At 39.7% G+C, this 13,295-nt stretch carries 13 protein-coding genes; 2 read left to right on the forward strand and 11 right to left on the reverse strand.

All coding sequences use genetic code 11. The features are described from left to right. Positions 1 to 109: 109 nt before the first annotated feature. From ACH11B_RS27980 to ubiE, 11 genes are all read right to left on the reverse strand, one after another. Complete coding sequence (locus ACH11B_RS27980) at positions 110 to 646, reverse strand: OmpH family outer membrane protein (protein WP_013668386.1); 537 nt, start codon at positions 644 to 646, stop codon at positions 110 to 112. 285 nt (positions 647 to 931) lie between these two features. Continuing rightward, positions 932 to 3,499 (reverse strand): outer membrane protein assembly factor BamA, encoded by a 2,568-nt coding sequence (bamA, locus tag ACH11B_RS27985; protein ID WP_013668387.1) that lies wholly within the window; start codon positions 3,497 to 3,499, stop codon positions 932 to 934. 117 nt (positions 3,500 to 3,616) lie between these two features. Further along, the gene (locus tag ACH11B_RS27990) at positions 3,617 to 4,357 is read right to left on the reverse strand and encodes an isoprenyl transferase (RefSeq protein WP_377611548.1); all 741 of its coding nucleotides are present in this window, start codon (positions 4,355 to 4,357) and stop codon (positions 3,617 to 3,619) included. A 7-nt stretch (positions 4,358 to 4,364) separates the two neighbouring features. Further along, the gene (locus ACH11B_RS27995; RefSeq protein WP_377611550.1) at positions 4,365 to 5,180 is read right to left on the reverse strand and encodes a DUF6089 family protein; all 816 of its coding nucleotides are present in this window, start codon (positions 5,178 to 5,180) and stop codon (positions 4,365 to 4,367) included. A gap of 286 nt (positions 5,181 to 5,466) precedes the next feature. Next, positions 5,467 to 6,357: an NAD kinase gene (locus ACH11B_RS28000; RefSeq protein WP_377611552.1), complete on the reverse strand. Its 891-nt coding sequence runs from the start codon at positions 6,355 to 6,357 to the stop codon at positions 5,467 to 5,469. A gap of 88 nt (positions 6,358 to 6,445) precedes the next feature. Next, entirely contained in the window at positions 6,446 to 7,111 is a 666-nt protein-coding gene (locus ACH11B_RS28005; RefSeq protein ID WP_013668391.1) for a CBS domain-containing protein, read from the reverse strand. A gap of 142 nt (positions 7,112 to 7,253) precedes the next feature. Beyond that, the gene (locus ACH11B_RS28010; protein ID WP_013668392.1) at positions 7,254 to 8,015 is read right to left on the reverse strand and encodes an alpha/beta fold hydrolase; all 762 of its coding nucleotides are present in this window, start codon (positions 8,013 to 8,015) and stop codon (positions 7,254 to 7,256) included. Positions 8,016 to 8,073: 58 nt separating this feature from the next. Further along, positions 8,074 to 8,529, reverse strand: a complete 456-nt coding sequence (locus ACH11B_RS28015; RefSeq protein WP_013668393.1) for a GatB/YqeY domain-containing protein — start codon at positions 8,527 to 8,529, stop codon at positions 8,074 to 8,076. 226 nt (positions 8,530 to 8,755) lie between these two features. Beyond that, a complete protein-coding gene (locus ACH11B_RS28020; protein WP_377611554.1) occupies positions 8,756 to 9,523 on the reverse strand; it encodes an SDR family oxidoreductase in 768 nt (255 codons plus the stop codon). A 142-nt stretch (positions 9,524 to 9,665) separates the two neighbouring features. Further along, positions 9,666 to 10,493: a hypothetical protein gene (locus tag ACH11B_RS28025; RefSeq protein ID WP_013668395.1), complete on the reverse strand. Its 828-nt coding sequence runs from the start codon at positions 10,491 to 10,493 to the stop codon at positions 9,666 to 9,668. After that, positions 10,490 to 11,224: a bifunctional demethylmenaquinone methyltransferase/2-methoxy-6-polyprenyl-1,4-benzoquinol methylase UbiE gene (gene ubiE, locus ACH11B_RS28030; protein WP_013668396.1), complete on the reverse strand. Its 735-nt coding sequence runs from the start codon at positions 11,222 to 11,224 to the stop codon at positions 10,490 to 10,492. Before ubiE ends, ACH11B_RS28025 begins: the two co-directional genes overlap by 4 nt. A gap of 199 nt (positions 11,225 to 11,423) precedes the next feature. Here ubiE and yihA point away from each other — a divergent pair, with 199 nt between their 5' ends. Both yihA and ACH11B_RS28040 read left to right on the forward strand, forming a co-directional pair. Continuing rightward, positions 11,424 to 12,026 (forward strand): ribosome biogenesis GTP-binding protein YihA/YsxC, encoded by a 603-nt coding sequence (yihA, locus tag ACH11B_RS28035; protein ID WP_041387796.1) that lies wholly within the window; start codon positions 11,424 to 11,426, stop codon positions 12,024 to 12,026. 63 nt (positions 12,027 to 12,089) lie between these two features. Next, positions 12,090 to 12,944, forward strand: coding sequence for a UbiA-like polyprenyltransferase (locus tag ACH11B_RS28040; RefSeq protein WP_377611556.1), 855 nt, complete (start codon positions 12,090 to 12,092; stop codon positions 12,942 to 12,944). Positions 12,945 to 13,295: the final 351 nt, after the last annotated feature.

Here is a 13,295-nt window from a genome sequence, read left to right on the forward strand (position 1 = left end):
CCGTCTATAATTTTTGTTTAAGTTAATTACATTTTACACAACACAATCCGTAGTAGGCAAAAGCTCAGCTACGGATTTGAAAATTGGTGCAATTTTAAGCAAGTATTCTCTATTTTGCAAGTGCCTCCGGTTTATAACCCAAGCGAGTGATTACATCATTGCTTTTATCCAACCTCGGATTAGAGTACAAGAATGTCACTTCACTTCCTTTATCGAGTACCACGTCTAGATTTTGGCTTTCGGCAACCGCTTGTATGGCTTTGGAAACACGCTCTTGTATCGGCTTGATTAGTTTAAGGCGTTCCTTGTACAGATCACCTTCAAAGCCAAAAATTTTCTTTTGAAACTCTTTAGTCTCACGTTCCTTCTGCACAATCTCGTCCTCTCTTTTCTTTCTCATCTCATCGCTCAACATCACCTGATCTTGTTGATAAGCCTTATACATTCTTTCTATGCTGCTGTACCGAGCATCCACTTCCTTTTGCCATTTTTCGGACATATCTTCCAGTTGCTTCTGCGCAGAAACATATTCCGGAATGTGCTTTAATATGTATTCACTATCTACATAAGCAAAGCGTTGAGCGAATGCAGAAGCGCCGGCAATAAATATAAAAGCTAACGTTAAGAATATTTTTTTAGTGTTCATATGATCATTTCTTTATGTTCTTTCAGACTCGACTTTTCAGCCAAGGTTTAACCTGACTAATCGGGATGAAAGACCTCATCTTTTCTTAATGAATGCCAAATATAATACCATTCCTATATTTTAGATATAAAATTTAACATTTTTTAGCAATTCTTTTGGCATCAAGATATCAGTATCAAGACTAAAGTATCAGGTATCAGCACAAGTCTCACCGTCTTTTCCACTCCCTTACATTATCCTGTTTCTTATGTCTATATCCTACTACTTACGTCTGATGTCCTATTACTAGTTAAATCCTCCCATCTGTTGCATAATACTGAACGTGAATGGTTGGCGCCACTGGCTTCTATCAACCCCCGGTATAGGATCGAAGGCATGTCCATAATCAATTCCTAATAAACCAAATATTGGAAGGAAAATGCGCGCGCCTATACCCACCGAACGACGCACCTTAAACGGATTGAAATCTTTAAAGGCATCCCAGGTATTACCCGCGTCAGCGAATCCAAGCAAGAAGACCTTCGCCTGCTCATTCATCATGACAGGGTAACGCAACTCCATCTGATAACGTGTATAAATCGGGCTACCGGAGTTTCTTGCAATTTGAATATCCTGGCTGTTTGTTTTCGTTTCCGGTATCACATAACCATTGGCATAACCGCGCATGGCAACTACTTCAGAACCTTGTAGAAAGTCGAAGCCCATCATACCATCGCCCCCTAACTTAAAGCGCTCAAAGGCCGAGGTACCGGTAACTTTACTATAAGAGCCAATAAATCCAAATTGAGCTTGAGCTTTAAATACCAGTTTACCCACAACCGTTTGAAACCACTGCGAATCAAATTTCCATTTGTGATATTCTACCCAACGATAACGGATATGATCCGGCGCCGTAGGATAATTGATATTATTAAACAAAGAATAAGGAGGCGTTGCCTGTATCGTGAAGCGCAAATTCGATCCGGAGGTAGGGAAAATCGGATCGCTCAGCGAGTTCCGGCTTATCTCTTGCGTTAAGTTAATATTATAAGATGTACCATTTCTAAACAGGAAGTAAGCATCGTAATTACGCAACTTATATTGTTGTAAGTTTAACGAATAGTTTACCTGAAAATAATAGTCGGGCCATTTTAAACGCTTACCTAAGCTAACCGTTACACCGTTCATCCGGATTTTGGGGGTACTCTCCGTAACGTTCTCGCGGCCGGTATAATAATCGTAACCGCCATAGGCCGACATAGAAGTAAAGGCACTTATACCAAAATAAATCGGTTTCTTCCCTCCTAGCCAAGGCTCAGAAAAAGAGAAGCTATAGGATTGATACGATTTACCACTCGTTTGGCCTCTCAAGCTTAGCTTTTGCCCGTCTCCACGAGGAAGCGGTTTCCAAGCTTTTTTATTAAATAGATTTTTGGTAGAGAAGTTATTGAACGTTAAACCTAAGGTACCGATAATACGTCCCGCTCCGAAACCTCCAGACAATTCCACTTGATCGGAAGGTTTTTCAGCCACCGTATATTCAATATCGACCGTTCCATCGGCTGGGTTTGGCTTCGGCACCGGTGAAGTCTTGGATTCGTCAAAATTACCTAAGGTGGCAATTTCACGGATATCCCGCATGATATTCGTCTTGGAGAATTTTTGTCCCGGTTTCGTTTGTAGTTGACGCCGAACCACTTTATCGTTTGTCACGTCGTTTCCTTTTAGCACAATCCGATTGACATCATACTGTGGTCCTTCGTACATACGCATTTCCAAATCAATGGTATCCCCATAGATTTTTGTCTGCACAGGATCTACCTGGAAGGTCAAATAACCATCATCCATATAATAGGCAGAAACATCGGCTCCTGTTTTGGATGGGCCTAACAATTTGGTATTCAATTTCTCTTCACTGAATACCTCTCCCTTTTCTATCCCCAAGATCTTGCTAAGTGTTTCGTCGGTATATTTTGCGTTACCCGACCAGGTTATGTCACCAAAGTAATACTTTGGCCCTTCATACACATCAATGTCAATGCGAACATTTTTTCGATTCAACTGGGTAACAGAATCCCGAACAATGGTTGCATCGCGATAACCTTTACTGCGCATCTTCGAAATAAGCGCCTCTTTACCCTCAGCATATTTTTCATAGTTAAATTTACCGGGGCCCCAAAACCGCCACCACCTCTTTTGCTTCACTTTTTTCAGGTATTTATGCATTTTCGCATCGGAAAATTCTTTATTACCGGTGAAGTTAATTTCTTTCGCTTTTACTTTTTTATTTTTCTTAACTGCGACTTTTAGAATTTGGTTATTTGCTTCTGTTGTATCTTTTACTTGCGAAATGTTAATATCAGGATATAAATAGCCCTTTTCCCTAAGGTAACGTTTAATCGTATTTCGGGTGGTATTCAGTAAGTTTTCGTTAATGATTTTCCCCGTATTTTCGTTTAGTCGCTTTCTAACCTCCTCTGTTTGACTTTTACTCAAACCATCCAGGTCGATACGCGTTAAACGCGGTCGTTCTACCACGTCAATATTAAAAAATACTGTATCACCCCGAACCTGGTCTATGGTAAGTTCAATATTATCGAAAAGCCCTTGCGACCATAGGTTCTTGATTGCGTTGGAAGTTGCTTCTCCGGGTACTTCAATACGATCACCGACAGAAAGTTTCGAAATCGTCAATAATACATCGTTATCTAAAAACTTAGTACCACTTATTGTAACACCTCCAATAATATAATCCTTTGGATTCAGGTAGCCAGACCCACCCGTTTGCCTAGACGAATTACCTACTCGAAGTTGTGCTGAAGCAATTTGCGCTCCTATCAAACAAAAACCTATTAAAAGAAAAAGTCGCTTCATTGAATTTATTTATCGCCGCTAAAGTAAAATAAACAGTTGTTAATTTTTGTTAAACTATTTTTTTTCAAATTTTGAACGTTAGCTTTTGATATTTTGATATATATAAAGTTAAAATACTTATTTTAATTGTTCGCTGGTTAAGCCGAATCTGCGCTCTCGATTTTGAAACTCAACAATAGCGGCATACAGGTCATCCCTTCTAAAATCCGGCCATAATTTGCTGGTAAAATACAATTCAGCGTAAGCTAATTGCCATAGTAAGTAATTACTGATGCGCTGTTCTCCGCTTGTGCGGATCATAAGTTCGGGATCAGGTAGAGGATAAGAATTAAGATGCTGAGCAAACAGGGCTTCGTCGATATCGTCAGCTTTCAATAAACCCTGTTGAACAGACTGTGCTATTTTTTTTGCTGCGTCTGCAATCTCCCAGCGGGAACTGTAGCTCAAGGCCAGCGTCAACGTACATTTGGTATTGGACGCCGTTTCTTCCATACACTGTTTTAAATGCGCTAACGCTTTAGCAGGCAACAGATCGAGATTTCCGATCGCGTTTAGCTTCACGCCATTTGACATCAATCGTTTTGTTTCTTTACCAATTGAAGACACTAACAACTCCATAAGGGCGGCCACCTCCAATTTCGGGCGGTTCCAGTTTTCAGCAGAAAATGTATATAGGGTTAAAAAAGGTACACCGATTTCCACAGCACCTTCTAAAACATCTCGCACCGAGTCCACACCACGTTTATGGCCAAACACTCTCAACTTACCGCGTTCTTTTGCCCAGCGTCCATTTCCATCCATAATGATGGCTATATGTCGCGGCAACTTACTGCGATCTATCAGTTCAACATTAGTCATCGTAAAGCTAATTCTTCTTTATATAAACAGGACATCCTGCCCTAAATATCGCATATGTTACCGTAAAGGTGGCTAACATATACGTGTCTTTTTGTCGGCCATCACCTCGCTGCGTTCCCACGAGCATTTGCTGCGATGGATCAATAAAATACAGCCGTTGATTGAGCTCTTCATCCCCCAACCTGTTTCTTCCCGGCACCCAATCAAATCCATTTATGTAATCTCCACTTATATCATCTATGTAATCGGTAAATGCTATGCGATATCCCAACTCCACTCCAACTGTCCAGGGCCCGCGCAGATTATAACGAAACCCTACGCCAAAGGGAATACTAAGCGCATACCTTTTGTAATCAACACCTTCCGTTTGATAATCGTGTAGATTTACTAATTCTCCGTCAAAATTATAGTTCTTTGGCTGAAAATGAAAACCTCCAATACCCGCAAACAGATAAGGAGTATAAGAAACCCGACCATATGACGGTTCAAATTTAAAAAAATTAAACTCACCTACTAGCGATGCCTCATATATTGGTGATTTAAAATACAGTTGCTGCTGTCTTACAAATTCGTTGGAATTGGAAGCTCCATCACCCTGTGTATTGGCGCGAAGAAAATTAAACCGCACTGCCCAATTTCTGCTTAGGTTTTTTCTCACGAGTAAACCAAGCGTCCAGTCATTTAACTTAAGCGGATTAGTAGGATTCAATTCTCCCATATAACCTGACATGCCCCCACTAAGCCCAAACTCCCAGTCCTGAGATCTTCCTACATTTGTCACAAGAAGCATAACCGCAACTAGCAGCGATGTATTTTTTAGCATAACGTGCATGCATCTCCAATAAAGGTGGTAAAGATAAGAGAAATTTTATATAAGCGGTTAGGTTTTAGCTATTAGTTATTGAGCGGTTATTAGTTATTGAGTGGTCCATGACATCTTCAGCCTTCAGCAATCGGCACTGTCTGTTTTAGTTACGCACGGTACTTATTCCCCATTGGCTCATTAACCGGCTGTCAGCTTTCGTTCGCATTGGACCCTCATTATCACATTAGTAATTATCATATTGACTAATTAATAAGTTTCTTACTCAACTACGTTACTATTTTCACTAATAGTTCCTCGTGTCCAGCCCCCACAAAAGTTTATGGCGTATGGTACTAAAAAAACTTTCTTGCTTTAGCCGAATCAGATTAACAGCATAATCGGCCTTCCGTATATGGATCGCTGCCCCGGTATTAACCGTTTCAGTTGTTGAATCATAAGAAAACAAAAAAGAGTCGCTTCTGCTTTCGACTTCGATACGGATCGTGCTACTGTCTGATACCACGATAGGTCTGACATTTAGGTTATGAGGTGAAATAGGTGTAATGATAAAGTTTCCCGAGCCGGGCATTACAATTGGCCCACCGCAGCTCAATGAATATGCAGTAGAACCCGTCGGAGTCGCGATGATAAGTCCATCCGCCCAATAAGCATTTAACAGTTCGTTATTTACATAAGCATGAACCGTTATCATAGCAGAGCTATCTTTTTTAATGATTGTAATATCATTTAAAGCAAAAGCTAATTGCCTCCCATCCGGTTCCGGCCCATTACCTTTATAGGTAGCGAGCAAGACCCTCTTTTCGATATCATAATTCCCGCTAAGCAGTTGGGCAAGCGCATGTTCAATTTTGTCTTTATTGATACTTGCCAAAAAACCAAGTCGCCCAAAATTTATACCGGTCACCGGAATACCGCTATCACCGATAATGGAAACGGCTGCCAACATGGTTCCGTCACCGCCAAGGCTCAACATAAACCGGGTATCACCGGGAAGGTCTGTATAAGAATAAAAGGAGTGGGTTTCCTTCCTCCAAGCTATTTTATCGGCTAAAAATTCATTGAAAGGTTGATATACCCATATTTCGATATCTTCTGCTGCTAAAAGATCGAACAACGCTTGTACATATTGAATGACAGCATTCTGAAACTCTCTTCCGTATATAGCTATTTTCATTAAAATAATTTATTCTTAACGGAGATGAAGCTTTGATCGCATGAGGCGGTCGGCTGTGTCATATCGTCTGTCTGTTTCATCCGTAAAATCATAAATCCAGGTACCTCATTAACTGATCATACCGATCCCGGGTAGAGTCGTAGCCTCTCTTATCATTATAAATTCCCTTGACGATATAATCGTGCCTTAAAAACGCTGCCACAATAGAAGATATATCCGTTCTATTTAATTTCAATGTGATTTCAAGCCGCGTTGAGTCAGGAAAGCTTCTGACACTTGAACTGAGAATCTGGGTATTATCTGATTCGATAATTTGTGATATATGGGACAATGAGTTATCTCTATTTCCTATTTCCAACACAATGATTCCGCCTTCTGCATCGGACGCCATGTTTTCTGCCAGGAAATCTGTTAGATTTTTCAACGTAATCACACCTTTGTACTGCTGTTGTTCATCCACAATCGGCAATATATCCAAGCTATGTGCATGAAAAAGACGTAGCGCGTCATAAACGTGTTGATTTTCGAAGGCAAAAATCAGTTTTAAGGCATGCTTGGATGCAACCGCTTCCAAGCGCATCTCTCCCACATGCTCCAAAAGATCATCTTCAATAACCAAACCCAAGTAAGCGTTATTCTGCACTACAGGAAGTTGCGACACTTTATATTCAGTCATTCTATCCAAAAGAAATTGTAAGGTATCTTCCGGACGGACTGGAAATATGTCGTTTTTTATGATTTCACCTGTAGTCATCGTTGCTTTTACTTTTTTAGTTAATCGGGTAATGAGTGCTGCAATTTCTCATCGCGCGAGTCATCAATAACTATTTATATATACGATAAAAACAACGTTTGGTTTAATCCCTTATCAAAAAAGAGGTCTTTTTTGATAATACCTATGCATCCAGTTTATTCAAAAATGCTTTTAAGTGTTGATTAAACTGCAAAGGTTGTTCCATCATTGGAGCATGGCCACACTGATCGATCCAGGTCAATTCAGCATTGGGCAGTTTTTCTAAAAATTCCTCCGCTACTTCCGGCGGCGTAATTTTATCATTTTTCCCCCAAATTAAGCCTACTCGGATTTTAATATTTGGCAATTCCTTGGCCATATTATGCCGAATTGCCGATTTAGCCATAGCGATTGTTTTAATGACTCGCTCTTTATTATTTACGGTTTCGAAAACTTCATCTACTAGTTCCTTAGTAGCTATTTTTGGATCGTAAAAGGTAAACTCTACCTTTTCCTTTATATAATCGTAGCTTTCCCTTCTGGGAAATGAGCCGCCAAATGAATTTTCATATAATCCTGAGCTTCCCGTCAATACCAGCGCTTTCACTTTATTTTGGTGCTCCGCGACATACATGAGAGCCACATGGCCTCCTAAAGAATTACCGATTAGTACAAAATTGTTTAACTTGAGGTGGTTAACAAATTTTTCAAACCATTTTGTTAAACTTTTAACACCCGTTGAGATTATCGGCATATCGTATATCGGCAACATGGGGATGATCACTCTATGGGTCTCTTTCAATTCGCTAACTGTATCTTCCCAGTTACTTAAGGCTCCCATTAAACCATGGAGCATAAGCACCACTTCTCCTGTACCTTCATCTATATATTTAAAACCCTTATCTTCCTTAATGGTCAACTCCATATAATAATTCCTAGTATCTATATAACTTTTGATGAAATGCAATCATGTTTAGCACCTCCTATAAGGCACTTAACTGCTCCTTAACTACTTCTGCTATCGTCTTTCCATCAGCTTTGCCTGCTAAACGCTGATTAATAAGGCCCATTACTTTGCCCATATCTTTGACGCTTGTTGCACCCACCTCTTGTACTACACGTTGTACCTCTGCAACGATCTCTTCCCTACTGAGCTGTTTGGGTAAGTATTCTTCTATAACGTCCTGTTCTTCTTTTTCTATTTGATAAAGATCCTGTCTGTTTTGTTGCAAATAAATCTCAGCCGATTCTTTACGCTGCTTAACGAGTTTTTGTAGGACTTTTACCTCTGTTTCCTCCGTTAACGTTTCGGTTGCTCCTTTTTCTGTCTTCGCTAGTAAAAGAGCAGATTTAATTGCTCTCAATCCTCTCAACCGAGCCTCGTTTTTGGCTAACATAGCCGCTTTAATATCCTGATTTATCGTGTTCTCAAGAGCCATATTCATTTTATATTATGCACCTTTGTGATGCGAATTATTTAACGTTTGGGATTGTTCCCTATATTATAAGCTACCGCGACATTACTTTTTGGGCAAAACTAATTATTTTACACATAAAACAGGTAAACAGGAACAAGTATTTACTTAAGATTTACCTTTCCTGCTAATCGATCAGTCTCAAAATAACCACAAAATAGCATACAATCCAAGTTTCGATAAAAATATTTTATGGCTCCTTATGGAAAAGAGTGCTGGTTGCCTGAGCCGTTGGCATTAGCAATAAATCATTTACATTTACATGGGGTGGACGGGAAGCTGCGAACCAAATAGCTTCTGCAACGTCCTCGGCAGACAAGGGAGTAAAACCTTCATATACTTTTTTAGCTCTCTCTCTATCACCTTTAAACCGAACAACGGAAAACTCAGTTTCGACTGCTCCCGGATCAACACTTGTGACCTTTATATTATACGGCAACAAATCGATTCGCATCGCTTTCGTCAAGGCATCTACTGCATGCTTTGTTGAACAGTACACGTTTCCATTTGGATAAACTTCCTTCCCGGCAATCGAACCGATATTGATGATATGTCCTGTCTTTCTCTCTTGCATAGCAGGAGCTACGGCTCTCGTAACATAAAGTAAGCCCTTCAAATTAGTATCAATCATGCGATCCCAATCGTCAGTGTTGCCTTCTTGTATCGGTTCCAATCCCTGACTCAAACCTGCATTGTTGATTAAAACATCAATAACCTTCCAATTTTCAGGTAATTCATTCCATACCTTTTGTACTAGGTTCTTATCCCGTACATCTAAACCTATTGCATGAATCTGAACGCCATATTTATTTTGTAGATCAGTAGCCATGGCATGCAATCGGTCTACCCGGCGGGATGCCAATAAAAGGTTGTACTTTTCCCTTGCAAATATTTCCGCGCAGGCAAAACCAATTCCGGAGCTTGCACCTGTTATAAAGACCGTCTTCATTCCTAACATGTTATTTTTATCGTGTTATACTGCTCAAGGTAAACACGATATTTTTAAATGAATTCCTTCTGTTTTGTTCTTTTATCTATGTAAGTCCATCTCCTTTTATGCTTTCTGAAATCACTCCCTCATAAAAGACTCGTTCAGCCAACTACTCAAATATCAAACTGAATTGGATACTTCTTAGCGATAGTTTATCAAGTGGTTCCATAAAAGGATTGGGTAAGTTCTTCCATTTTTTATCGAGAATGCTATTCATGGTTTGCGACCATTTTAACTCTGCCGACATCTTGAAGTACTCAAAAAACAAATCGACACCTACCCCTGCTTCATATGAAAAATAATAAGGTTTTACAATAAGGGGCATGAATTCCGGACGATTTTCTGTAAGCTCGTTATAGTATTTGTTCCGTCCTATATTTCTACTGAATTTTGCACCTCCAACAAGGTAGCCCCGATATTTATCTTCGCCGTAGATCTTTTTCATATCCGATTTAAACTTAAATAGAACAGGCATTTCAAATGCAAAAAAGTTCTTATCTAAGCTGTTGCCGCTTGCATTAGGGTTGGGTTCCTCTTTATGATATTTAGATATCGTAACCCGTTCGCCTGTGGCTTCGTCCAAAAACGTATAGTCCAACGACTGATTAGCGAATATCAAATATGTGGGCCTGACAATAAAATTTGCATTCCCACCAATCCGTACATCAATTGGGATGCCGAAGCCTACTCCGCCCATGGCGGCAGGCGTTTTTAACCCTACCAACCTTCTTCCCGGAACACCACCATTGGATGATTGCCAATGGGCATTTTTTGTGGCCTTATAATAAGAAGTCTGATAGGTAAAGAAAAAGCCGAGATGAAGTATCTGATCTTCATCGTACTCGCCGCTAAAAGGTAAAGTCATTCTTTTTTGCGCACTCGCAACAAAAGAAAAAACGAGCATAACGCCCAATGCAATACCTTTTTTTATCATCATTTTGTGCCTATATAAATGCTACAAATACCGAAAGTTTGCGGTCTACACACTGTTTTTGAAAAACCTACTCGATCAAGAATTGTTGTAAACCGCTCACCATCCGGAAATTGTACAACTGACTCCGGCAAATAGCTATAAGCCTCCCGATCTTTGGAGAACAATCTTCCGAAGAAAGGCATGAGTGTCCTGGAATAAACACTGTAAAGTTGCTTCATGGGAAAAGTTTTTGGATTTGAAAATTCCAATATAACCGCTTTCCCTCCCGGCCTTAACACGCGACAAATATCAGCAAGACCTTTTTCCAGGTTTTCAAAATTGCGAACGCCAAAAGCGACCGTAACGGCATCGAATGATCCATCATCAAAAGGTAAACCCTCCGAATCTCCCAACACTACTTCAAATTTATTGCCCACACCTCGCTTTGCGATTTTCTCCTTGGCAACCGCTAACATCCCTTCAGAAATATCAACTCCGACTATTTTATCAGGCTTCAGTATATTAATAGCCTCAAAGGCAAAATCACCCGTCCCGGTAGCTACATCCAATATTTTTTTAGGTTGCAATTGGCGGAGCGACCTAATCGCCTTTTTTCGCCATATGATATCAATACCAAAAGATAAAAAGTGATTGAGGAAATCGTAGGTCTTCGATATATTATTGAACATGGTAGCGACCTGTTGTTTCTTGCCTACCTTGTCATCTTTATATGGGGTAATTGTGTTTGAATCCATGCGTACGCAAACTTATACAAAATTGCGTTCTTCGCCAAGGGTCTCTATGTAATAATCGTTGTGAGTGGTCGACTAGCGTTGCAGACATAATGTGTCATGTCTTATGCCGAGTATCCTATCCCTTGTCTGTTATCAACCATTTCCCTACTCAACTATTTACGGCTTAAAACGTACAACTAAAATGCTATCTTTGCCTATTATGATCATAAAAAGTGCTGAATTTGTTTGTAGCAACACAAGGATAGATAAGCTTCCTCCTCCTACGATTCCTGAATACGCCTTTATAGGACGTTCAAATGTGGGAAAATCTTCATTGATCAATGCGTTAACTCAGCATAAAGGTTTAGCAAAAACTTCGCAAACACCCGGAAAAACGCAGTTAATAAACCATTTTTTAGTTAACAAGGAGTGGTTTTTGGTAGATTTACCGGGGTACGGTTATGCAAAAACCTCTAAAACAAATCGCAGCGAATGGGAAAAATTTATAAAAAAATACCTATTTAACCGGGAGAATCTACAATGTGTATTCGTGCTGATAGACAGCAGATTAACACCACAAAAAAATGATTTGGATTTTTGCTGTTTGTTGGGAGAAAAAGGCATTCCCTTTATTCTTATTTTTACCAAGGCTGATAAACAGTCTAAAATAAAATCGGAACATAATATAGAACTGTTTCGTAAGGCTCTTTTAACTTGGTTTGAAGAAGTTCCACCACATATACTCACCTCGTCCGAAACCCGAAATGGGTGCGACGAAGTACTTGGTTTAATTGACGAAGTTAATCAGAGATTCACCGTTTAATATCATCGATATAAACATAAGCTGACATCAGCCGGTGCGTAGCACGCCGTTACAATTACACAAATGAAAAAATACCTATCGCTTGTTCTTTTTGCACATAGCATTTTTGCGATGCCCTTTGCTTTTATTGGTTTCTTTTTAGCCATTCACACAACCAATTATACGTTCAATTGGTTGTTACTGTTACTGATGTTGATCTGTATGGTTTCAGCGCGTAATGCCGCCATGGCCTTTAATCGTTATCTAGACAGGGATATTGATGCGCTTAATCCCCGCACAGCTATGCGTGATATTCCAGCAGGCCGTATAAGTGCAAAGAGCGCACTAATTTTCACCATCATAAACTGCATTATTTTTGTAATAGCCACCTATTTTATTAATCCTGTTTGCTTTTACCTCTCGCCTGTAGCACTATTTGTTGTATTGTTTTACAGCTATACCAAACGTATAACGCCTCTGTGCCATTTGGTATTGGGATTAGGTCTAGGTTTAGCTCCTCTCGGTGCTTATTTGGTTGTAACGGGCAGCTTCAATATCGTACCGGTGTTATATGCGTTCTCTGTACTCTTCTGGGTAAGCGGTTTTGACATTATCTACGCTTTACAGGATGAAGAATTTGATCGAAGCCATCATTTAAACTCGATACCGGCTTACTTTGGCAAGAAGGGTGCATTACGTATTTCCGAAGTTTTACATATACTATCGGCTTGTTGCGTAATCATCCCTATGTTTTATCTACATTTAAGTTGGTTCTATATTATAGGTGTTCTTTTTTATTGTTCGCTACTCGTCTATCAACATCTTATCGTAAGTCCTACCGACTTACGACGAGTTAATCGGGCGTTTATGACCACCAATGGGATTGCCTCCGTTATTTTTGCTATGTTCTTTTTATTGGATATTTATTTCTTTGGTTAAGCCTTTACTAAAAAGGTGCTATTATTAATATGACAGTAGACACAATGGAAAAAGAGTAAGTGTTTGCACTACCCGATGCTTTTCCGGTCAAAAGCAAATAAAAGCCCTGCTTAAATAGATGTCCTGGGAGATCCCTTTCTCATCCGTCTTCCATTCCTATGATATTCCTGTAACATCCGTACTATATACGTTCTATAGAAAAGCAATGAAATACGGATGGATAGCGGAGGTATACCGAATGATAGGTGGATATGACGTGGACTAAAGGTGGATTTCACGTGGACTTGACGTGGATTCAAACATTGAAAAATCTGATGTAATTATTGAAATTAGGAAGCTTTTAGGTGTTGG

It is taken from the genome of Olivibacter sp. EAT-5, assembly GCF_044784325.1.
Lineage (GTDB): Bacteria > Bacteroidota > Bacteroidia > Sphingobacteriales > Sphingobacteriaceae > Olivibacter > Olivibacter oleidegradans.